Source organism: Pseudobutyrivibrio sp. ACV-2, assembly GCF_900107545.1.
Classification (GTDB): domain Bacteria; phylum Bacillota; class Clostridia; order Lachnospirales; family Lachnospiraceae; genus Pseudobutyrivibrio.
The window spans coordinates 211,112-234,807 of sequence record NZ_FNQZ01000004.1; the positions used below are offsets into that span (position 1 = coordinate 211,112).

Genomic DNA, 23,696 nt, shown 5'->3' on the forward strand with positions numbered 1-23,696 from the left:
TAAAAATGAAAAAAGAACTGATAATTAAAATCCTATCAGTCCTTGTATTCATAGGCTTAAGTGTTGGCGTAATTATTTATGCCAACACTGACAGGCCTAAATACACTATCACAGAGAGCTCTGGCGTCGAATACGAAACCGCTAGAGTTCTTTCTGTAATAGAGGACAACATAGTCGTTGATAGGGAAGTTGAAAATGTAAAAAAAGGGGACACACAGCTAGAACTGGAGCTGTTGTCAGGAAGATATAAAGGTGACATTTGTAAGGTCACCAATTTTTACAGCGCACTTTATAATGTGGATGTTGCAAAGGGCGACAAGGTAAGTGTCAGGGTCGATACCACAGATGTGGGAGTTTACAATGTAAGTATTTACAACTACAACAGAATTCCACTTACAATCGGTCTTAGTGTGGTTTTCTTTGCTGTTTTACTCTTGCTTGGTGGAAAACAGGGCGTGAAAGCATTCATTGGGCTGGTTTACACAGTGGTTGTGATTGTGTTCGTGCTATTGCCTTTGACTCTAAAAGGAGTTTCTCCTGTGCCACTTACTATTGCAATTGTATTTGTCACCTCAGCTGTTTGCTTTTTGCTCATAGGAGGCCTGCAAAAGAAAACAGTTGCAGCAGCACTTGGATCTCTTGCGGGAGTTTTGATAGCAGCCATGCTTGGAGCAATCGCAGCAAAAATTGGTGGAGTTACAACCTTCCAGATGGATGAAGCAGAGGCTCTTTTGCTTGTCAAATCTACAAATCCTATCAAGCTTAGAGGGCTTTTTATCAGTGGTATTTTGATTGCCGCGATGGGTGCAGTGATGGATATTTCCATGTCCATAGCATCTGCCATAGCAGAGGTCCATGATGCCAATAAAAAGCTAGGATTCAAGGCGCTTTTTACAGCCGGCATGAACATCGGCCGCGACGCCATGGGCACAATGGCAAACACCCTTGTGCTTGCATACGTAGGTGGTGCTCTGAACATGATGGTTTTGATTTACAGCTATGGTGTTTCCTTCACCCAGCTTGTAAACACAGATTTCGTTGCAATTGAACTAATCCGCGCCATCGCAGGTTCCGTAGGAATCATCGGCACCGTACCATGCGTGGCCGCCGTGGCAGGGTATTTATATTCGAAGGAATAGAAGCTGGCGAAGCTAATAAGTCATTGAAATGAAATCCTTCTTATGTTACAATCTGAAAGGTTTTGAAAATCAATCTGGTTGTAACGAAGGAGAGTCGTTTATGGAAAGCTACAAGTCAGAATTTATAGAGTTTATGGTGGAGGCAGACGTCCTAAAGTTTGGTGATTTTACACTGAAGTCAGGGCGAAAGTCTCCTTTTTTTATGAATGCAGGAGCATACGTCACAGGTAGTCAGCTGATGCGACTTGGCGAATATTACGCAAAGGCTATTCACGATGCCTACGGCGAGGATTTTGATGTTCTTTTTGGCCCAGCATACAAGGGCATTCCTCTTGCTGTAATCACAGCAGAGGCATTTCACAGATTATATGGCAAAGAAATTAAATATTGCAGCAATCGCAAGGAAGAAAAGGATCATGGCGCAGACAAGGGCGGTATCCTTGGCTACAAGATTCAGGATGGCGACCGTGTGGTTATGATTGAGGATGTTACTACCTCAGGAAAGAGCATGGAAGAAACAGTACCTATCGTGCGTGCACAGGGTGATGTAACTATCGTAGGTCTTATGGTTTCCCTTAATCGTCAGGAGTTTGGTCTCTCAGGAGACAGAAACAAGACAGCCCTCGATGAAGTTGCGGATACCTACGGCTTTAAGACTGGTGCTATCGTTTCTATGGACGAGGTTGTAGAACATCTTTGGAATAGACAGTGCCAGGGTCGTGTAGTTATCGATGACGATATGAAAGCACGTATTGACGCTTACTATAAGGAGTATGGAGTTCAGTAATGGCTAGAGGTCGACGTAGACACAGCTCTTACAGCAATCAGTTAAAGGCATTACCAGTTGAGGCAATGTATGCTGCAGGAGTTTCTATTTTTTCATTAGTTATATTTGGCGTGGTACTGGGCATTGCAATATATATGTCTGGGGAAACACCAAAATTCGTTGGCGGAATAGCGATGCTCGGCTTTTTTGTGGGACTAGTGGCATTCATTTATAATATACGCCAATTGAGCACTAAAACAGAGTTGAAATACAGACTTATATGCTTTGGCATTAGCACATTTTCAATGATTGTTTGGGGTGTTCCTTATATTCTTGGACTTTTAAACTAGGAGTAAAATATGAGTAGTACTTTTTATAAAGAAACAGATGATATTTTAGAGCGCTATGAGCTTGCTAGCGAGCGCATAGCTACCATTAAAGAAGACAAAGAATTACCTGAAAATCTTCAGGCGTTTTTCAATCAGGTGACTGATTTTATACAGACAATTATTCCTATAATGAACAAGGCTACAGCAGATGAACTGGCAAATAGAAGCCTTGCAGAATGCGAAAAGGATGCAGAGCTTGTCTTTGCAATATACAAGGAAGAGCGTTACAGCAATAGCTTCCTGTGTCCTACATATGCAGTGGAACAGCTTGGTGAGGAGCTTGGTGGAGTTTTATCTTCAGTATTTTATAGACTCACCAATATGATTCATGTTGCTTTCGCTGGCAGACTTGATATTTTCACTATTTACCTGGAACTTTTCCTTCAGGTATATGGTGAGTGTCAGATGGAGACAGAGGATAAATATCGCCGTGAAGGAGTGGTCAGCGCGCTTTACTCTTTCCAGCATGACTATTGCAATATCTTCACATCAGAGTCTTTAATCACAATGATTGACCCTGAATATGATTTCTATACAGATATTATCGTAAATGCGGATTTATCCGATGATAGATATATGTATCGCTACGGTATGTATATCGGAGATAATGAGCGCGGTATCGCAGCGCATTTACGTAGCCTTCCTCATGAAGATGTAGTGGCAATGGCTCGCACATACGTAGAGGGCTACATCAAGGGCTTCGAAGTTACAGGCAAAGACATCTCTAAAAAGGAGACAGTTTGTGTAGAGTCTCCAGTTGGATTCGAGCTTATGGCTAGAGAAGCTATTCGCCTGTTCAATGAAGCAGGTCTTGCCGCTACAGTTCGTTTTGGTGGCACTAGTGGCCGTAATCTCTATTCTACAGTTCCAAACAAACAGTGTGAGTATGACCACAAGGATGATAGAGCTTATATCTGGGACAAGGGTCTTGCAGATAGAATGCTTGAGGTGGAAAAAAACACACTTGAAAAATATAAGGATTTGGCTGCAGCCCATGGTGGCCCAGCCGTTATTGAGACCTTTGGAGAGGTTCCTTTTGAACCAAAGAATTTCCCTGCAAATGCGCAGTATTCAGAAAAGCAGGATGAGCTTAATGTGTACTTCATGAGTCAGTGGGGACAGATTATGAACCAATATGTAAAGGGCGAGGAGCGCAGCTTTACAATTATCGCATATCCGATTCCAGAAATCGGCAAGGATTTCAACGCAATCTTTAATGAGACTGTTGCTGTCAACACTATGGACTACGAGCTTTATAAGTCCATCCAACAGCACATCATTGATGTTTTGGACAAGGGCGACAGAGTTCATGTTACAGGTCGTGGGGACAACCACACAGATATTACTGTAAAGCTTCATCACCTTGATGATCCTACAAAGCAGACTAACTTCGAGAACTGCGTAGCTGATGTAAACATCCCTGTAGGTGAAGTATTTACATCTCCAGAGCTTGAGGGTACAAATGGTGTGCTTCATGTTACACAGGTTTACCTCAGAGAGCTAGGATACAAAAATCTTGAGTTAAAGTTCGAGGAAGGCAAAATTGTATCTTATACATGTAGCAATTTTGATTCCGAAGAAGAAAATAAAAAATATATATTTGATAATGTTTTATTCAAGCATGAAACATTGCCTCTAGGCGAATTCGCTATCGGTACAAACACCAGAGCATTTGTTATGGGACAGAAGTATGGCATTGCAGATAAGCTTCCAATCCTTATTGCAGAAAAGACTGGTCCACATTTTGCAGTAGGTGACACCTGCTATTCACACGCCGAGGATGTACCAATGTACAACCCAGACGGCAAGGAATGTATAGCTCGTGATAATTCATGCTCATTACTTCGCAAAACAGATATTTCAAAGGCATATTTTAACTGCCATACAGATATAACAATACCTTACTACGAGCTAGGTGATATCACTGTAATCACAGAATCCGGCGAAGAACTTCCAATCATCGTCGAAGGCCGCTTCGTAGTTCCAGGAACCGAAGTACTTAACGAAGTACTAGATGCGTAGCAGCGTGTATCGATGTCGTCTGCGTTTAGATGACATAACATACAAAGTGTAAAAATAGCACATGTACACAACCTTGGCGAGCGCGAGCAAGAGGGCCCCGGCTCAGGTTCTTTGACATGGGTTTAGTCAAAGGTTCTGAGTTGGGAGATGGCTTGCTTGAGCACGGAGTACTAGGAGCATGTGCGAGAAATAAACCTTGGAGGATCGTATTATGGCAAAAGTAAGTGTAGTAATGGGTAGCGACAGCGACATGCCTGTAATGTCAAAGGCTGTTGAGATACTCGAAAAATTCGGCATCGATTATGAAATCCGCATCATCTCAGCTCACCGCGAACCAGACATCTTTGTAGACTATGCAAAGACTGCAAAGGACAGAGGTGTTCAGGTGATTATCGCAGGCGCAGGAAAGGCAGCACATCTTCCAGGTATGTGTGCGGCTATTTTTGAGGGGCCAGTTATCGGCATCCCTATGAAGACCAGCGACCTTGGTGGAGTGGATTCACTTTATTCTATTGTTCAGATGCCTACAGGAGTACCTGTAGCTACAGTTGCTATTAATGGTGGAGCCAATGCAGGTATCCTTGCAGTTAAAATGCTTGCTATGACAGATTCTGCTTTAGCGTCAAAGCTTCACGATTTTATCGTTGAACAGAAAGAATCTGTTGAATCAAAAGATACAAAACTTCAAGCAGAAGGCTACAAAGCTTTCTTATCGTAGATACGTAGAAGGAAACTCTTGTTAATCGAGGGTTTCCTTTTATTTATAAAAATTAAAATGAGCCTGTTTAGAAGCTTTTTAAATAGCTGATAGGCATCAAGCACTTGGGGTTCTCAAGGGAGGCATCCTAAGCCGAGTGGAGAACTCCAAGGGCTTGTAGCCGTAATCAGCGGGTGAATAATTAGGTTAACAGGCGGACTAAAAGTAATAAGTGTATAAAGGAGAGAAACATGGATTACAAGAGTTCAGGAGTAGATATTGAGGCAGGATATGAGTCAGTGGAGCTCATGAAAAAGTTTGTAAAGGGTACCATGCGCCCAGAGGTACTTGGCGGTCTTGGCGGCTTTTCAGGGGCCTTCGACCTTAGTGCAATTAAAAACATGGATGAGCCAGTGCTTTTATCCGGCACAGATGGTTGTGGCACAAAGGTTAAGCTTGCATTTTTAATGGACAAGCATGACACAATCGGTATCGATGCAGTTGCAATGTGTGTTAATGATGTAGCTTGTGCTGGTGGCGAGCCACTATTCTTCCTTGATTATATTGCCTGCGGCAAAAATATCCCTGAAAAGATTGCAACAATTGTCAGTGGTGTAGCAGAGGGCTGCAAGCAGTCTGGATGTGCATTGGTAGGTGGCGAGACAGCAGAACACCCAGGTCTTATGCCAGAAGAAGAATATGATCTTGCAGGCTTTGCAGTTGGTATCGTAGATAAAAAGGATATCATCACAGGTGAGAATCTTAAGGATGGTGATGTTCTTATCGGTATGGCTTCAACTGGTGTTCATTCAAATGGTTTCTCTCTTGTTCGTAAGATTTTCGATATGACAAAGGAAAGTCTTGATACATATTATGATGAACTTGGCACAACTCTTGGAGAGGCTCTTATTGCTCCAACACGTATTTACGTCAAGGCTCTCAAGGCTGTAAAGGATGCAGGAGTTCGCGTAAAGGCTTGCTCACATATCACAGGCGGTGGTTTCTATGAGAACATTCCTCGTATGCTTCCAGAAGGTAAGCGTGCCATCGTTGAGAAGAATTCTTATGAGGTTCCAGCTATCTTCAAGCTTATGGCTGCAAAGGGTAATGTTGATGAGCAGATGATGTATAACACATACAACATGGGACTTGGTATGATCGTTGCAGTAGACCCAGCAGATGTAGACAAGACAATGGAAGCTATGCGCTCTGCAGGTGATACACCTTACGTTGTTGGTAAGATTGTTGATGGCGAAAAGGGAGTAGATTTAGTCTAATGAAAATTGCAGTATGTGTGTCTGGAGGAGGAACCAACCTCCAGGCAATTATTGATAAAATAGGCTCAGGAGAGATTCACAATACTGAAATAGCAGTTGTAATTTCTAATAATAAAAATGCATACGCTCTTGAGCGCGCTGCAAAAGCTGGGATTGAAGGTGTATGCATTAGCCCAAGGGATTATGAAACTCGTGATGAATTCAACAAGGCATTCCTTGAAAAGCTTGATTCCTACAATGTTGACCTTGTCGTTCTTGCAGGATTTTTAGTTGTAATTCCACCAGAGATGATTCGTAAATACGTTAATAGGATTATTAATATTCATCCATCATTGATTCCAAGCTTCTGCGGTACTGGTTATTATGGCCTAAAGGTTCATGAGGGAGCTTTAGCCCGTGGTGTAAAGGTTACAGGTGCTACATGTCACTTCGTAGACGAAGGTACTGATACAGGCCCAATCATCCTACAAAAGGCCGTAGAGGTTCTAGACGATGACACACCAGAAACACTTCAGCGCCGTGTCATGGAACAAGCTGAATGGATAATAATGCCCCGCGCCATAGACCTCATCGCGCGTAATCGTATAGAGGTCACCGATGGCAAAGTAAAGATTTTAGAAGCGTAAAACATTTAAGTGAGCTAGACCTACATAACCTAGGCGAGCGCGAGCAGGAAACGTGTGATATTTTTCGGAGAAAAATATCGCGCTAGTAAGCAAAGCTTACATTAGGCTCCGCACCGAGTGAGGACCCACTGGACCGCAGCGAGAGTGTGGAAGGTGGCATGCGGGAGCATGAAGCACTTGGAGGTCTAGCGGACTAAAGGAGGATATACTTTATGAAAGTTTTAATAGTTGGCAGCGGCGGCCGCGAACATGCAATTGCCCTTGCAGTTTCTCGTAGCCCACAAGTAGATAAAATTTACTGCGCCCCAGGCAACGCAGGCATCGCTCAGCTTGCTGAATGCGTAGACATAAAGGCTATGGAGTTTGATAAGCTCGTAGCTTTTGCAAAGGAAAAGGAAATTGACCTTACTGTAATCGGTATGGATGACCCGCTTGTAGGTGGAGTTGTAGATAAATTTGAAGAAGCCGGACTTCGCTGCTTTGGTCCTAGAAAGAACGCAGCTATTATTGAAGGCTCAAAGGCATTTTCAAAGGACTTAATGAAAAAATACAATATTCCAACAGCAGGCTATGAGAATTTCACAGACCCAGAGGTTGCTCTTAAATATCTTGAAACAGCAAAATATCCAATCGTGCTTAAGGCTGATGGCCTTGCTTTAGGAAAGGGCGTTCTTATTTGTGAAAACCACGAGCAGGCTGTAGCAGGTGTTGCTGAAATCATGACAGATAAAAAGTTTGGTGATGCTGGTAACACTATGGTTATCGAGGAGTTCATGACAGGCCGAGAGGTTTCTGTTCTTTCATTTGTAGATGGAAATACAGTTAAAATCATGTCATCTGCTCAGGACCATAAGCGTGCAGGTGATGGAGACACAGGTCTCAATACCGGTGGTATGGGTAATTTCTCACCATCTCCATTCTTCACAAAGGAGATTGAGGAATACTGCCAGAAAAACATCTTCCAGGCAACAGTTGATGCAATGAAGGCAGAAGGTAGAGAGTTCAAGGGAGTCATCTTCTTTGGACTTATGCTCACAGAAGATGGTCCAAAGGTTCTTGAGTACAACGCTCGTTTTGGCGATCCAGAAGCACAGGTTGTTTTACCAAGACTTGAAAATGATATCATCGATGTTTTCAATGCATGTATCGATGGCACATTAGACCAAATCGATTTGAAGTTCTCAGACGAAGCATGCGTATGTGTAGTTCTTGCTTCAGATGGATATCCAGTTTCTTACGAAAAGGGATTCCCTATCACAGGCTTTGATAAGTTCAACAACAAAGACTATTACTGCTTCCACGCAGGCACAGCCTTAAATGACAAGGGCGAGATTGTAACAAACGGTGGCAGAGTTCTTGGAATCACAGCCCTGGGCAAAGATTTAATAGAAGCCAGAGCAAAGGCGTACGAGGCTACAGAATGGATTCATTTTGAAAACAAGTACATGAGACACGACATTGCTAATGCAATATTAAAATAAAATCAAAAATCACGAAGAAGGAGCATCGAATGTTTTACTGATGTTCCTTTTTTGGTGGGAAATTTAAAGACAATGTAAAAATCTAAATCAAGTGATATAATATAATCAGATAATTCATCAGGAGGTAATACCATGGCAAAACAAGAAATTGAAGTTGCAGGTGCTCAGAGACAGATAAAGATTACCCCTTTTGAGCATCACACAAAATATCACGAAACAGATCAACAGGGCATTATTCACACATCCAATTATGCAAACTGGATGGAAGATGCCAGAATGAATTTAATGGAGCAGATGGGACTCGGCTTTAAGCAGATGCTTGAAATGGAAATCTCAAGTCCAGTTGTATCTCAGACAATTGAACACAGAAGTGCTGTGAAATTCGATGAAACAGTAATTGTAGATACTAAGCTTTTATCCTATGATGGTCATGAAATGGAAATAGCATATCGTATATACGATAAGGCCACTGGCGAGGATAGAGCGGTAGCCAAAAGTGTACACTGTTTTATGAACAAATCAGGTATCCCTATTTCTATGAAGAGAGCATATCCTGAGCTTGATACAAAATTCTTTGAATTTAAATAAAAATAATATATTTTACTTGCATTCGACTCAATAATTGTGATACCATAGACGAGTCGATGAGCCGACATCGAGGTCGTAGATTTTTAGTCGAAAACCTTGAGTCACGCGGGTGTGGCGGAATTGGCAGACGCGCTAGATTTAGGTTCTAGTGGGCGACCGTGCAGGTTCAAGTCCTGTCACCCGCATTTTTATAAAGTCCTTGAAATTATTTGATTTCAAGGGCTTTTTTGTTGTTTGAACATACTTGGTTGAAATAAAGTAATTGAAGCAAATAGTTATTAGTGATACAATAAATATTAATTGATAATTATTTAACGAGCGGAGGTTATTATGGATTTTCAAGCTGAATACAAAAAAAAGCTGACTACTGCTGAAGAAGCTGTAAAGGTAGTAAAGAGCGGTGACTGGGTAGATTACGGTTGGTGCACAGGCACACCTGATGCCCTTGACAAGGCACTTGCTGCTCGCACAGATGAGCTTACAGATATCAAGGTTCGCGGCGGTATTCTCATGAAGCAGCCAGCTATCTTTGATCGTGAGGATGCAGGTGAGCACTTCACATGGAACTCATGGCACATGGGTGGTATCGAAAGAAAGCTTATTGCAAGAGGCTGTTCATTCTATGCACCTATCAGATACTCTGAGCTTCCTAGATACTATAGAGAGCACATTGAGCCAAACGATGTTCTCATGATTCAGACTACTACAATGGACAACCATGGCTACTTCAACTTTGGCCCTAACGCATCACATCTTATGGCTGCAGTTGAAAAGTCAAAGCACATCATCGTAGAGGTTAATGAAAACATGCCTCGTTGCCTTGGTGGTTTTGAAGAAGGCATCCACATTTCAAAGGTTGACGCTATCGTAGAAGGCGAAAATCCAGCAATCCTTGAGATGGGTGGCGGCGGAGCTCCTACAGATGTTGATAAGGCCGTAGCAAAGCTTATCGTTGAGGAAATCCCAAATGGTGCATGCTTACAGCTTGGTATCGGTGGCATGCCAAACACTGTTGGTGCTATGATTGCAGAATCAGATCTTAAGGATCTTGGCGTCCATACAGAAATGTACGTTGATGCATTCGTAGACATTGCAAAGGCTGGTAAGATTACTGGTGCAAAGAAGAACATTGACCGTTTCCGTCAGACATATGCTTTCGGCGCTGGTACTAAAAAGATGTACGATTACATGGACGAAAACCCAGAGCTTATGAGTGCACCAGTTGACTACACAAATGATATCCGTCAGATTTCAGCTCTAGACAATTTCATCTCTATCAACAATGCAGTTGATGTAGATTTATTTGGTCAGATCAACGCTGAGTCAGCAGGTACAAAGCACATTTCAGGTGCAGGCGGACAGCTTGACTTCGTACTTGGTGCTTATCTTTCAAATGGTGGAAAGAGCTTTGTATGCCTTTCATCAACATTTACTACAAAGGATGGCACTGTAAAGAGCCGTATCCGTCCAACACTTGCAGATGGTTCTATCGTAACAGATACTCGTGCTAACACACATTATCTCGTTACTGAATATGGTAAGGTTTGCCTCAAGGGTCTTTCAGCTTGGGAGAGAGCAGAAGCAATCATCAGCATTGCACATCCTGATTTCAGAGATGAGCTTATCGCAGAAGCAGAGAAGATGCACATCTGGAGACGTTCAAACAAATAATAATAATTTCAGGGAGGAATCATTCAGTGGTTCTTCCCTTTTTTCTTTAAAAATCTTAAACAAATCTTAATAATTTACCCCATTGGAACTTAAGAAAATATACAATATTATATTTATAAGGTTTTACTCATAAAGCAAAACATGTTGATTAATCAATAGACTTATAAGTCAATTTACAGGGAGATAATATGAACAAAATTTTAATATGCGATGATGAACCAGATATAGTTTCAGCTCTAAAAATCTATCTGGAGAGCGAGGGTTTTTCGGTGATAAGTGCTACAAATGGAAAAGAAGCTGTGGATATTATTGAAGTCCAGACGGATATTAAGCTGATCCTGATGGATGTAATGATGCCGGTAATGGATGGCATAGCAGCCATGGCTAAAATCAGAGCTTTTTCCAATGTTCCAATCATTATGCTGACAGCAAAAAGCGAGGATGCTGATAAAGTAATGGGACTTACAATTGGTGCCGACGATTACGTGACCAAACCATTTAATCCAGTGGAGTTGATGGCTAGGGTGAAATCTCAGATTAGAAGATACACTCTTCTAGGGGCATCTGTTGGAAAGGTTGTTGAAAATGAAAGCACCTTTATGATTGGCGGTATCGAGCTGAATGATAAATCCAAGGAAGTAACTCTTGATGGCAATCTGGTAAGCCTAACGCCATTAGAATATGAGATATTAAAGCTTCTTATGACACATAAGGGGGAAGTTCTTTCACCACGTGACATATATGAGAGGGTCTGGAATGATACAGTGATTGGAGCTGAAAGCACAGTGGCTGTCCATATCAGACATCTCAGAGAAAAAATTGAATATGACAGTGCAAACCCAAGATATCTAAAGGCAGTCTGGGGGCACGGATATAAAATTGATGATTGATTTCATCAGGAGGATGATTATGAAACGATTATATAACAACTTTAGTAAAGCGATGCTTGCAATTGGATGTTCCGTATTTGCTTTTATTTGCGTTATATCACTTATCGTGTGCGCATTTTTTCAGGGGTGGAATATTTATTCAAGTAACAGAGATGATTTTTCAGATTATGTAAACAGGTATGCCGGCACAAGCTATGCCACACTTGCACTTTCTGATTACCAGAATGATTTTAACAAAGATAAGCTCAGTGAGATGAATTGCTACTATGGTATCATTCAAGGGAAGAATAGTGAGGATGTAAATATAAATGATGCTGATGCATATTTGTATAAAAACTTTGATGTCGCTAAGGTTCCAAATGATGCTTATATAGGCAACTACAGAATAAGTCCTAATACAGAGTTTGTTCTTAGTGATAAATTTTTAGACTTATGGGGTGGCAATCAGGTAATAGATCATTATAGCGAGCTTTATAACACATATAATGTAAAAGGAATAGGCTATGATCCTATTAGTGATAAGGCATACGTGTATAGTAATGGGCAGTTTTACTTGCTAAAGTCAGATTACTATGAATATATGCAATCCACATATCCCGATGAAGAATCAAAAGAGTGGGCTGTTAATTCATCTGTGAATACAATTTACAAAAAAATCTGGGAAGCAAACAGGCCTGATGTAGTGGACTACTACACTCAGTTAGAAGATGGAGATAGTGATGAGACTACATATACGATTGAGAGTTCTGAAGAAGATACGGAAAAAATTACTGAAGAATATATGGTAGATTATTTGCCTTCTGAGCAAGCGGTGCCTAACGCAACGGTGAATGACGACTCCATTTTATATATTGAGGACATGGCATTTGCACCTTTGTCAAAAAGTTTTCCTGATACAGAGATAGACATCATTTCAGATTCCTATGAGGAAGAGCTCCTTTTATCGGATTACGTGGCTGATTTAACACCTTTGCATGACAAGTTGGTTGAGATAAATGAAGAGAGTGCATCCTTTGATAGCCTATCAACAATAGGTGTGTATGAAGATAATCCTGATTCAGTGGCATACACCTTCGTATGTTTCCCTAAGGACACAATCAATGGCACATATGATTTCTATGCCCAGGCCAAATGGTTTATAGGTTTCGCGCAGAATTTGAAATACGTATTTCCGATATTGGTGGTACTTTCTTTTGTAATTTCAATCCTTTGCTATATATTATTCATGTGTGCTGTCGGTCACAAGAAGGACTTTGCAGAAATCTGTGTAAACTGGTTAAGCAAAATATGGACTGATGTAGCATTTTGGAGCTTTGTATTAATTGAATATATTATTTTTGCATGTGTTTATAGTTTTACTGTATATATGCGAGAAAGTAAATTGTCTTTAGGTATTACAGTTGTTATATATGGTCTTTTTGAAGTAGTGATGATGATGGTAGGACTTATGTGGTCTGCAAATCTGGCAGTCAATGTAAAGCTACATAGATTCTTTAAACACACCTTTGCTTACCGTTTCATAGTTTGGATAAAGGGTCAACTTGTTGTATTACATCAGGTTTCAATAAAGATTCGCAAGAATATAAAATGGACAAGACGTATATGGATTATCTTTATCGTAATTACGATAATTGAATATTTCGTAATCATGATGTCCTACAGCACTAGAGAGATAGCTCCATTCTGGGCACTTGAAAAGGTGGCATTTGCCATAGCACTTTATAAACTTTTATACAGCTATGCCCGCATAAAAGAAGCCGCAACCTGCCTTGCTGCAGGAGATTTGACAGCTAAAGTTGAACTAAAGGGAATGCCATTATTTTTATCGGAGCATGCTATTGCTATGAATCAAATCCAGGAGGGAATCAATGTAGCACTTGATGAACGCACCAGAAGTGAGAGAATGAAAACCGAGCTGATTACAAATGTCTCTCACGATATTAAGACGCCTCTTACATCTATCATTAACTACGTGGACTTGCTTAACAAAGAGGAAATCAATAACGACAAGACGAAGGAGTACTTAGGAGTACTTAGCCGTCAATCAGCCCGCCTCAAAAAGCTTATAGAAGATTTGATAGAAGCATCAAAGGCATCTACAGGAAATATAAAGTTTAATATAGAACGCATCAACGCTGGCGTTTTATTAAATCAATCCATTGGAGAGTTCTCAGATAGACTTGAGGCTGGAAAAATTACTGTAGTAACTGACTTACCAGATGATGACATTTACCTGATGGCAGACAACCGTTACCTATGGAGAGTTTTCGACAACCTTATGTCAAACATTGTAAAATATGCCCAGCCAGACACCAGAGCCTACATTGACTTAAAAAAGGTTGATGGCAAGATCCGATTTATTTTTAGAAATACATCAAAAAATGAACTTAACATATCCGCAGATGAGCTAATGGAACGTTTTGTAAGAGGCGACAAATCCCGCTACACAGACGGCAATGGCCTAGGCCTTTCCATCGCCAAAAGCCTGACAGAATCCATGGGAGGTTCTTTGAAGCTTGATATAGATGGGGATTTGTTTAAGGCTATTGTGGAGTTTGAGGAGATAGAAGAGGAATAAAATGCTAGAATAACTAAGTGTCATTGAAACTGACAAGAGACAAGTAAAGACAGATTAATTAATACAATTTGTTGCATTGTCGGAAGAAAAACAGAAAGAGGGATGCATTTTATAGATGATATTGAATCCTGATTGGCAGAAAGGAAAACTCTGTGAACGTAAAGCAACTGTTATTAAATTATGGTAAGAAAACGATAACTCTAGAAGATATTAAGAACATTATAAAAATAGACATAATGGATGAAAAAAATGCATATGAACAGATTTCGAAGATGATAGTGGATGAAATCATTGAACCCGTCAAAGCTTCTGGGATGAATGGAAACTTTAGTTATCCCTTATATAAGAAATACAGGATTTTGGTAAAAGAAGAGGCTGATAAAGGTACTATAGATGAAATCAAGACACTTCATCCGTTACTGCTAAGGAGTGGATACCTGTCGTCCCACCCATTGGAATTCCAAAGAAATAGAGCTGTAATCGAAGGGATGAGCATATATTTATTTGGAGATAATGACGAGACTTTTGTATCCAGAAAAGAGCGCTCTTTTGAGATATTTGGTCATGAAAAAACACTTGATGACAGTATGGTTAAAGCCCTCTTACATAAGTTGCAGATTACAGAGTCTGAGCTTAGATTCTATGATACTCCTGAGTATTGCTTCCACGATTATATCCCTGTCAGGAAGGAGCATATGGTGCTTCTCATATGCGAGAATAAAGATATCTGGTTTAATATCCGAAGGCGTATGTTTGAGGATGGCATAAGGAGTTTGTTTGGTATAGAAATCGATGGAGTCGTTTATGGTGAGGGCAACAAGGTCTCTGACAGAACGGGGGCTCTCGAAGAATATGTTAAATTCATGGGTAATCCTGATGTGAAATTTTTTTACTGGGGAGATATAGACAGAGAGGGCTTTGACATATTCAGAAGAGCTAAAGATGCCAATGGCAGACTTGATATATCTTTATTTGTGCCCGGATACAGGAAAATGATAGAAAGAGCAAGGAATATAGAAATCGAGGATAGTCCATCTTCCAAGAAGCAGGGCATGCATTTCGATGATCTTACCAATGTTTTCTCTGGCAGTGAACAGAAATTTATTGCGGACATATTTGAGAATAATAAGCTTATTCCCCAAGAAATAATATCATACAAATATTTGAATGGAGGTGAAGGTTGATGCTTCGTTCTGACATAAAAGAGATGCTTTCGGATTTTCAGAACAGAATGAAGTTCATTGATATTGTAAGGAGTATCACTGTTACAAGCTATCCGGATGAGATAAAGAAAATGTTCGCGGGAGACTATGATTATATAAACAATATTGTGGTTGCCGTTCTTTTGTATATCAAGGAGCGTACTTTGAGTGATAGGCAGTCCTGTACACTTAAGGATATTGCCGGATTTCTTGACAGCATACTCCAGATAATTCCTGAAGAATATGAAATTGACACATATAAACTCGCCAGTTTCATCGTTGTCAATGTTCTTCAGAATAATGGGAAACTCATTGAATATAATACCTTTTACGCAGATTCGGAAAGCTTTAAGAAGATGCCGGTTCGTCTTGTTAATGAAGAAAAGGGCTCTTATCATCTGACCGACGATGTTTTTGATTTTCTGTATAGATCAAAAGAAATAGAATCTGAACTGGATTACTCTGTTACACGTTTTAAGATGCAGGAATACATGAAACGCAAAAACTATTCCGAGGCACTTTCCCAAAGCAGGGAGCTGGTTGCAAGGCTCCGCAACATGAGTCACAGCATGGATGATTTTATTTTGAGATGCCGTGAGAATATTGCAAAGATAACGGTAGATGAGTACGAGAGAATAGTAGGACAGTTCAGAAGCCTTATGTTTGATGAGCAGAAAGAACTGGAGGAAATACAGAAGAATGCCCGCAAGGAGGCGGAGGCTATAAGAAGCGCTCTTGATAATGGTGCAGACACTGAAGAAGCCAGGAAGAATTTGAAGGCGCTGAGCGAAATCAATATGAATTTGGATATTACCATATTGGAGCAGCGTTCCCTCATAAATGTTAAGAGTTCTGTTTCAGAAAGCTATAAGCAGATGTTACGGGATAGTTTTGTAATAAAAAGCTTTGAGCGTATGAATTTCGAGCAGGATATCATGTATAAGCTACGCAGGATGGGTGATGGGCTGGGAGATGCAGTATACACCATCATGGAACCACTGCTTAGTCCTGAATTTGACAAGAGATTCAGTATTGAAAATTTCTATGCAGCTTGTGGGATTATCAGTAATGAAGAAGAGGACAAGGGACTTAGCATTGAAGATGCTGACATAGAAGCTGAGGAACTGGGCAGAAAAAGAAACGAAACATATATGGAGATATGTACGGCGTTTTTTTCATTTCTTCAGAAGGAAAGCTCTTTTGACATCAAGAAGTTCATCAAGACACTTTCGATGGATGAGCTTATGAAATGGAATAAGGAAAGTGCTCTTCCCAACACGCTTATGACCATATATCAGAAAAAAGAGATTGATATTGAGGCGCTCAATGGAGATGAGAGTTTGCTTGCCAAAGAACCACTTGGTGAGTTTGACCTGTTGTGGGTTCTCAGCAATATGCCTCAGAATTATCTGAATATGAAGAGGATAAGATTTTCTACATCTGATCAGAAATGCGAGTTTACTGTGGATGATGGGGAAACGCAGGTGACAATAGAAATGACTAATTTTACAGTTGAGGTAGAACGATGAATAAAAGTGCGCTTAAGCTTTATCATGAGCTTATGAAAAAAGGGTGGATTGATCGAGATGATAACAGCATATTATGGAACCTTGTGGAAGATCCAGAAGCAAGGGACGAGCTTGATCAGATGGGGACAGAACTTGGGTTTGAAATAGTTCCTGCGCAGAACAGGATATATATTGTTCCAACTCAGGATAATGATTTATTTCTTAAAAATAATATTGATTATAGGTCAGATATTAAGGCCAGTAATGATGTGAGGACAAGGGATCTTTACCTGCTAAATTATCTTGCTATTTACATTTTGTACATTTTCTTCAAGGGTGAGGGCTCAGAGGCGCTTGTCAGAGATTTTATTACAAAAGAAGAGCTTATTAAGGAGTTCACAGAACATTGTCTTAACGTGACACAGAAAGGTGTAGATGGTGAAGATAAGGCAGAAGATTTCAGTGAGAGTTTTTATATGTTGGCAGAAGATTGGCTGGGCAAAAAGGAAGGTGATCCGGCAAGCAGAAGAGTGGATGACCGTTACGGTATTGTAAATAAGATTATTCTAAAGTTTAGGGCAGATGATCTTTTTGTAGAGGGGGACGATGGAAGAGTGGCTCCAACAAAGAAAACAAAGGATCTTATGCCATATGTGCTTAGAAAAGAGCGAGTCCAAATAATAAACACATGGATTGAGGGGGATGAAGATGCCGCAGATAAATAAGATCAGAATTGTAAACTTCAATTATAATGATGGCAACCGTTTTATCCCAGATGAATTATATGATCTTTCCTCAGACAAGGGAGAGGCCCTTAATTCACTGTTTAATCTGAACAATGGTGGCGGCAAGACGGTTCTGGTTCAGCTTATGATGCAGCCTGTGCATCCCAGAGCCATGGCGGGTGGAAGACATATCGAGGATTATTTTGGTCGTCCAGGAGATCATTCTTTTGTACTTATTGAATGGAATCTGGACGGAAGTGATAATAAGCTTCTGACAGGTATTGCAATAGCCGGAAGCGCTAGCGAGAATAATGATGAAAACTTAAGGGGCAATACAATCAGGTATTACACCTTTAAGACTGTTTATGAATACAGTTATTCTTCATACAGCATAGCTGCGTTGGAACTATCTAAAAATGAAAATGGAAAATATGTACCTGCACCTTTTTCTTATGTTAGGGATAAGGCTAAAAACAGTAGAGGTGTTTTGGAAGTATATTCATCTGATGAAAGCACTAAGTGGACGAAGGAACTTGCCGAATATGGTATATACAGGTCGGAGTGGGAAACAGTAATAGAGACACTCAACAAGGATGAAGGTGGACTGAACCAGTATTTTGATGATGCAAAAACATCGGACAAACTAATTGCCAAATTCTTTATTCCAGCAATTGAAAATAAAATGAAGAGTGTGGTTTCTAATGGGACGGATTCAACCCTTGAAACCATGCTTATCAACTATGCAAAAAGAATTTCAGAGAAAGAAGCTGTCATCAGGGAAAGAGACACGAACAGAAGGCTTATTGCAGAATTATCTGAGCTTGGGGAGATTAGCGACGATTTGTATACTGCCGGAGAAAAGCTATCAGATAGTATAGGAGAGGTCTGTGGTTTTAAGGCCGCTATTGGCAGGAAGATAGGGGGAATAGATGAAAGTATAATTGGAACTACAAATGAAATTCAGAATGTGTATTCCAGAATCAGGCATATTGAACACGAAGAAAAGTCCAAAGAATACTATGATGCCCGCGGCGAATATGAAGTAGCTACTAATGCGCTGTCTGACGCAGAAGAAGCTCTTGACCAAGCAAGGGAGGAAACCAAAGAAAAAAAGCACGAAGAAGATATACTGCAATCAGCAAGGCTTTATAGGCAGATTGTAGAGGCTGACAGCCAGATAGCAGCATATAAGAAGATTATTGAAGAAAAAGAGAATGATTCCGAGGATGCGGAAGCTGTTAAAAAGCTCAAATATTCATGTATGATGAAAGCAAAAAGCGAGAGTGAGGCTCTATCACAGAGTATCGCCCAAATTGATGACAAGATCCAGGGAAAAAAAGGTGAACTGCGTGATAAAAAAGCTGATATGGAAAAATCTGAAACGCTATTAAATGATGCCAGACAGAAGCATACGCAGATTTCTGCGAATCTGAACGCTTCAAAAGATAATACAGACGCAAAAGTGAATACTTTAAAAATAGAAGCAGTACGAATGCTGGATGGATTCTATTCTGAAAAAGATATAGATGCCGAGCAGAGAAGACAGGCTGAAAACAGTGAAAAGGCAGCAGCCTTAATAGCAAAGATTCAAAATGAACTAAAGGCTCTCGATGAAAGGAAAAATGCAATCCCTGGAGAATTGGCTGATGTCAAAATTGAACAGGACAGTCTGGCAAAGGAAAAGAAAGCTGCAGAGGAGACTTTATCTGAATACAGAGCATTAGTGGATTCACTTGAGTCTATCTGTAGTAAATACAGTCTTGAGAATAGCTCGATTTTTTCCGGCAGACTAAAAAGTGTACTGCTGGAAGAAGTAGAAATGAATGGGGCAAAGCTTAGAAAGCATCAACAGGACAAGCAATCATTAGAAGAAAGGCTTAAGGCGGCTAAAGAAGGCCATATTCATATCATGCCGGATATCATGAAATATGTGGTGTCTACAGGAGCTAACTGTCAGACTGGCGAAGAATATATTACAGGTCTTTTGGAAAAAGGCGCCATTACACAGGAAAAAGCAAGGACTGTTATGGAGAGACACCCAGAATTTGCATTTTCACTTCTTTTTAATAATGAAAAGGAAATGGAAGGGCTTTTATCTGCAGGTAATGTGGAGTGGCTACCTGCTTCAGTACCGCTTTTTACGATGGAACAGGTGAATGCTCTTATGTCAGGGGACTTGGAAAGTACTTCTCATCTTGCTGCTTTTGACAAAACATATTTTGCTGATAGGCTTGGCTACTATGGCAGATTGGAAAACGAAATAATCGATAAAAAGGAGAGTATCCAGCGTTTTAAAGAAAGGATGCGTGAGTACGAAGACGAGATTAAACTGGTGGAGCAGTTTGATTATCCTGAGGATTGGAATTCATTACAGGAGAACGTTATTGTAAAGCTGCAGGAGAAAATCATTTCTTTGGAGAACAGAAGGAAAGAACTGGAAGATGAACAGGAAGAATTAAAGAAAAAGATTGATGCCTTTAGAGATGAGTTGAATCGTGAAGAAAAGCGTTTACAGGAACTTACAATATGGCTTGAGTCATTTTCTGAACTCAGTATAATGCTCGCCAAAGAAAATGATTGGTATACAAAATCTCAGGAAGCGTATGTTCTTGTAAAGGATGCAGAAAGAGCTTATAAAAATGCATGTGCGGCGGAGGCTAAATGTCAGGAGAAGCTGACAACATTGGAAAATGAATGTAAGCAGCAGGCTGATTATTTAACTCGTGTCCATGTGGTATTAGAGAATACCGGTAATGCAAAACAAACTGAGATTGTTGAAGGAACATTGGAAGAACTGTATTCGCAGTATCAGACACTTTTGGGGAGCCTCAGTGAAACCCTGGATAATCTCAGAGCCAGCCTTGATAAAACACAACAGGATAAAGCTGAATATGAGGAAGAGCTTAGAGCTTACGAATGTGACAAGCTTGAATATGAGACAGTACATTTTTCATCTGAAGTATTAAAAAATGCCAAAGAAGCTGTAAAATCCGCTTCAGAAAAAATGGAGAGGGTGCAGTCTACATTTGGTGAATGCAATGTGAAAAAAGCCTCCGCAAAGCAGAGATTCGATGCTGCCCAAAAAGCTCTTGAAGCTTTTGAAGGGATAGCCCTTCCTCAAAATGATATAGGAGAGAATTTTAAATCCAGGGTAAAGACAGCACAGCTGGAGATAAAGCAATTAAGCGAAGAGAAAGATTCTCTTGAGCGTGAAAAGCATTTCCTTGAGCGAATTTTTGATCGTGTAGGAGATGTCTTAAAGCCTATTCATTTTGGAAATATAATAAAAACAGTTACACTGTCTGAAAAACCAGATGTTCAGTGGGAATCTATACATGATAATCTAATTTATGTGGAGAAAGACTTCAGGGATTATAAAGAAAAGCTTAAGAGCGGTATAAGAACTACAGTAGTAGAATTTAAAGATATAGCTCTTTCTGAAATAGTGAATAAGCTTGGCGCCATCGGTGAGATGCTTGATGATTCAGGAATGAAGGGGGATCGCCTTTATACGGTTAGCGAGAGTATCAGCACAATGACAGCTTCCATAGAGAAGATTAACAGCAGGATTGAGACTGATCTAAGGGAGATTGAAAATGATTTTAATGACATAGTAGACCAGTGTATGAATCAGGGAAAGAGAATGTACCAAGACCTTCGCATGATAGCAGCCAGCTCCAAGGCACATATCTTTGAGGGCAAGCCTCAGACTCAGATGGTGAGGATGGAGCTTCCTGAGGAAAAGGAGATATCGGAGGAGGCCTCAAGAGTATCTATTAAATCAGAGATTGAGCTTGGTGCGAATGAGTTAAAAGAGCTTCTTAGAGGTTGTACTGATGAAAAGCAGATTCAGAAGCGTGCAAGAAAGATAGTCGCAAGTGAGCGATTGCTTCATAAGTACATACGTCAGGAATCTATAAAAATCAAGGTTTACAAAATAGATATGAACAGCGCAAACTCTGGATACAAGGGCTGGGAGGAAACACTTACACAGAGCTCCGGTGCAGAGAAATTCGTGGTATTCTTTTCAGTGGTACTTACGCTTATGAATTATACAAGGTCATCAGCAGGTCTGGTCAGCAGAAATGTGGGGAGTGTGCTCATCCTTGATAATCCTTTTGGAAAGATAACTTCAGCACACCTTTTGAAGCCTATGTTTGATATAGCAAAGCACTTCAATGTACAGTTGATTTGTCTGTCTGATATCAATAAGAGCGATGTTGTAGGTTGTTTTGATTGTGTTATCAAGCTTGTTATAAAAGCACAGAGTCTCTCAAATTTTGAAATCATGACGCATGAGGGTAATGAGAGAATAGAACATGGTTACTATAAGATTATGAACGGACAGATGAGTCTTTTTTGACAATTTGATAGCTAAAAAAGATATTGTGACAGGAATAAATAATTACAGTGAACAGGGGGAATTATAGTATGACAAGAATACTATTCGTCTGCCATGGTTTTATATTATAGGTTTTTTCTGAAACCTTGAAATATAAAGCTTTGACAGTTTAGCGAATGATACTTTATACCTGTGAAATGAAGTAATAATAATTATGGTCGAAGAGCTTTCGTTTAACAAATATTATTTGTTATAATCCTTACAAATAGTATAAATAATAAATGCTTTGGTAAAACTCGGTAAAAAATAAAAAATTACCGAGTTTTACTAATAGGTTAATGAATTATAAAGAGGTAATTGAACATTACGGAAATGATTATAAATTATATAAGGCTGTCGAATCTAAGGTTTATGCATTATCTATAGATGAAATAGGTCTTTTATGGTATATTTATGTTAGAAAAGGAGGTTGTTACTTATGGCATATGCAGAGTTGATTGAAGCAGCTAAAGATTTATCAGATAATGATATTGCAGAAGTTGTTGATTTTGTTAATTTCCTTAAGCAAAAGAAAAGAAGTGATGACAACAAAGTTATCTTCGATTTATATAAAGGTGATTTAAAATACATGGCAGAAGATTTTGATGAGACGCCAGATTGTTTTAAGGAGTACATGCAATGATTTTAATTGATACTCATGTTTTACTGTGGACATTATTTAACGGCGATAATGTTTCATCTAATGCTAAAGACAAGATGACTAGCGGAGATAAAGTTTGTGTTAGTGTTGCTTCTTTATGGGAAATAGCAATAAAACAATGTATAGGTAAGTTAGATACAGGACATTCTATTTCTGAGCTAGAACGAATGTGCAATGAAGCTAAGATTGCTATTCTTCCTATAGAGGCAAAGCATCTTGATTATATAAATGAGCTACCTTTGATTCATAGTGACCCATTTGATAGATTGATTATGGCTCAGGCGGTAACAGAAAAAATGATTCTTATATCAAAGGATGAGAAGATTGCAAAATATCAAGTTGTAAATGTGGTTTGGTAGCTTTTTCAAACTAAATATAGGATTGTTCATTGGGCTACTGTATAATTCAGTAGTCTTTTTTATATCTTTAATGTGCTATAAAATGCACATAGATTAATGGTATCATCTTTTGTAGATACATCTTTATGAGGCGGTAATACTATGTCTTTACAAAAAGTATAACAGGAGGTTAGGAAGGTAGGATGGGGTTTTAATGCATGGTTGGTAATAGTATATGTGCTTCTATTAATTATTTCAGCTATTTCATTTGTAAAGAAAGTTATAGGGATAGCAAGAATTGTAATCATGGTATTGGGCAAGGTTGTTTTGAGTTATTTATGGATAACTTGTTTTGGTTTGAAGTTCGTAAATATAATATGGAATAGGTAATTGCGAAACTCGCTGACGCTCGTTTGCAATCTTGATTCTGAAATATGATATTTCGCGCTTTGGCGCGAAATTACTGATGATTGCAGATTTTAGGCGCACTTAATAAAGCTAATACTATTAAATTGGTAAGACCTAAGCAATCAGAGGTTTTAGGCTACGGATGAATTCATGGTGGTTGATTTTGTCAGCTAATACAACTGTTATAAGTTGTGTAATTCCAGCAAGAATCAAATCTGCATGCAAAGTTTTTTCATTTTGGGTCCTGCGGCCAGCTAGACAAAGATTCTCTTTGATGTAATCGATGTCACGCTCGACAACAGTTCTAATTTTGTATGTGGTATTCCAATCTTCAGTTCCACGAAGAACA

At 39.7% G+C, this 23,696-nt stretch carries 18 protein-coding genes, 1 tRNA gene and 1 pseudogene; 19 read left to right on the forward strand and 1 reads right to left on the reverse strand.

Annotation, left to right across the window (positions count from 1 at the left end; all coding sequences use genetic code 11):
- Positions 1–5: 5 nt before the first annotated feature.
- The 19 genes from BLV53_RS06630 to BLV53_RS06720 all read left to right on the forward strand — a co-directional run bounded on the left by BLV53_RS06630 (position 6) and on the right by BLV53_RS06720 (position 22,960).
- Positions 6–1,139, forward strand: a complete 1,134-nt coding sequence (locus tag BLV53_RS06630) for a YibE/F family protein (protein ID WP_090298865.1) — start codon at positions 6–8, stop codon at positions 1,137–1,139.
- A gap of 100 nt (positions 1,140–1,239) precedes the next feature.
- Positions 1,240–1,926 carry an orotate phosphoribosyltransferase gene (gene pyrE / locus BLV53_RS06635; RefSeq protein WP_090298868.1) on the forward strand — a complete coding sequence of 229 codons (687 nt, stop codon included), beginning with the start codon at positions 1,240–1,242 and terminating at the stop codon, positions 1,924–1,926.
- Positions 1,926–2,255 carry a hypothetical protein gene (locus BLV53_RS06640; protein WP_090298871.1) on the forward strand — a complete coding sequence of 110 codons (330 nt, stop codon included), beginning with the start codon at positions 1,926–1,928 and terminating at the stop codon, positions 2,253–2,255. The genes pyrE and BLV53_RS06640 overlap by 1 nt, the downstream gene beginning before the upstream one ends.
- A 9-nt stretch (positions 2,256–2,264) precedes the next feature.
- On the forward strand, positions 2,265–4,316 hold the full coding sequence (locus tag BLV53_RS06645) for an aminopeptidase (protein ID WP_090298875.1): 2,052 nt from the start codon (positions 2,265–2,267) through the stop codon (positions 4,314–4,316).
- Between the two features lie 211 nt (positions 4,317–4,527).
- The gene (purE, locus tag BLV53_RS06650) at positions 4,528–5,034 is read left to right on the forward strand and encodes a 5-(carboxyamino)imidazole ribonucleotide mutase (RefSeq protein WP_090298878.1); all 507 of its coding nucleotides are present in this window, start codon (positions 4,528–4,530) and stop codon (positions 5,032–5,034) included.
- Between the two features lie 230 nt (positions 5,035–5,264).
- The gene (purM, locus tag BLV53_RS06655; protein WP_090298883.1) at positions 5,265–6,290 is read left to right on the forward strand and encodes a phosphoribosylformylglycinamidine cyclo-ligase; all 1,026 of its coding nucleotides are present in this window, start codon (positions 5,265–5,267) and stop codon (positions 6,288–6,290) included.
- Positions 6,290–6,916, forward strand: a complete 627-nt coding sequence (purN, locus tag BLV53_RS06660; protein WP_090298886.1) for a phosphoribosylglycinamide formyltransferase — start codon at positions 6,290–6,292, stop codon at positions 6,914–6,916. The genes purM and purN overlap by 1 nt, the downstream gene beginning before the upstream one ends.
- A gap of 212 nt (positions 6,917–7,128) precedes the next feature.
- Positions 7,129–8,397, forward strand: coding sequence for a phosphoribosylamine--glycine ligase (gene purD, locus BLV53_RS06665; RefSeq protein WP_090298889.1), 1,269 nt, complete (start codon positions 7,129–7,131; stop codon positions 8,395–8,397).
- 132 nt (positions 8,398–8,529) lie between these two features.
- On the forward strand, positions 8,530–8,985 hold the full coding sequence (locus tag BLV53_RS06670; protein ID WP_090298893.1) for an acyl-CoA thioesterase: 456 nt from the start codon (positions 8,530–8,532) through the stop codon (positions 8,983–8,985).
- A 105-nt stretch (positions 8,986–9,090) separates the two neighbouring features.
- A tRNA-Leu gene (locus BLV53_RS06675) sits at positions 9,091–9,170 on the forward strand.
- 145 nt (positions 9,171–9,315) lie between these two features.
- Positions 9,316–10,656, forward strand: a complete 1,341-nt coding sequence (locus BLV53_RS06680; protein WP_090298896.1) for a butyryl-CoA:acetate CoA-transferase — start codon at positions 9,316–9,318, stop codon at positions 10,654–10,656.
- A gap of 188 nt (positions 10,657–10,844) precedes the next feature.
- Positions 10,845–11,546 (forward strand): response regulator transcription factor, encoded by a 702-nt coding sequence (locus tag BLV53_RS06685; protein ID WP_090298898.1) that lies wholly within the window; start codon positions 10,845–10,847, stop codon positions 11,544–11,546.
- Between the two features lie 19 nt (positions 11,547–11,565).
- Positions 11,566–14,124, forward strand: a complete 2,559-nt coding sequence (locus tag BLV53_RS06690; RefSeq protein ID WP_170830772.1) for a sensor histidine kinase — start codon at positions 11,566–11,568, stop codon at positions 14,122–14,124.
- Positions 14,125–14,276: 152 nt separating this feature from the next.
- Positions 14,277–15,308, forward strand: coding sequence for a Wadjet anti-phage system protein JetD domain-containing protein (locus tag BLV53_RS06695; protein WP_090298904.1), 1,032 nt, complete (start codon positions 14,277–14,279; stop codon positions 15,306–15,308).
- Positions 15,308–16,855 (forward strand): hypothetical protein, encoded by a 1,548-nt coding sequence (locus BLV53_RS06700; protein WP_090298907.1) that lies wholly within the window; start codon positions 15,308–15,310, stop codon positions 16,853–16,855. Before BLV53_RS06695 ends, BLV53_RS06700 begins: the two co-directional genes overlap by 1 nt.
- The gene (locus BLV53_RS06705) at positions 16,852–17,559 is read left to right on the forward strand and encodes a DUF6063 family protein (protein ID WP_090298912.1); all 708 of its coding nucleotides are present in this window, start codon (positions 16,852–16,854) and stop codon (positions 17,557–17,559) included. Before BLV53_RS06700 ends, BLV53_RS06705 begins: the two co-directional genes overlap by 4 nt.
- Entirely contained in the window at positions 17,543–21,922 is a 4,380-nt protein-coding gene (locus BLV53_RS06710) for a coiled-coil domain-containing protein (protein WP_090298915.1), read from the forward strand. Before BLV53_RS06705 ends, BLV53_RS06710 begins: the two co-directional genes overlap by 17 nt.
- Positions 21,923–22,379: 457 nt before the next feature.
- A complete protein-coding gene (locus BLV53_RS06715; RefSeq protein WP_090298918.1) occupies positions 22,380–22,583 on the forward strand; it encodes a DUF2281 domain-containing protein in 204 nt (67 codons plus the stop codon).
- The gene (locus BLV53_RS06720; protein ID WP_090298921.1) at positions 22,580–22,960 is read left to right on the forward strand and encodes a type II toxin-antitoxin system VapC family toxin; all 381 of its coding nucleotides are present in this window, start codon (positions 22,580–22,582) and stop codon (positions 22,958–22,960) included. Before BLV53_RS06715 ends, BLV53_RS06720 begins: the two co-directional genes overlap by 4 nt.
- Positions 22,961–23,461: 501 nt before the next feature.
- Here BLV53_RS06720 and BLV53_RS06725 read toward each other — a convergent pair.
- Positions 23,462–23,696 (reverse strand): annotated as a pseudogene (locus BLV53_RS06725) (ISNCY family transposase); the annotation flags it as partial.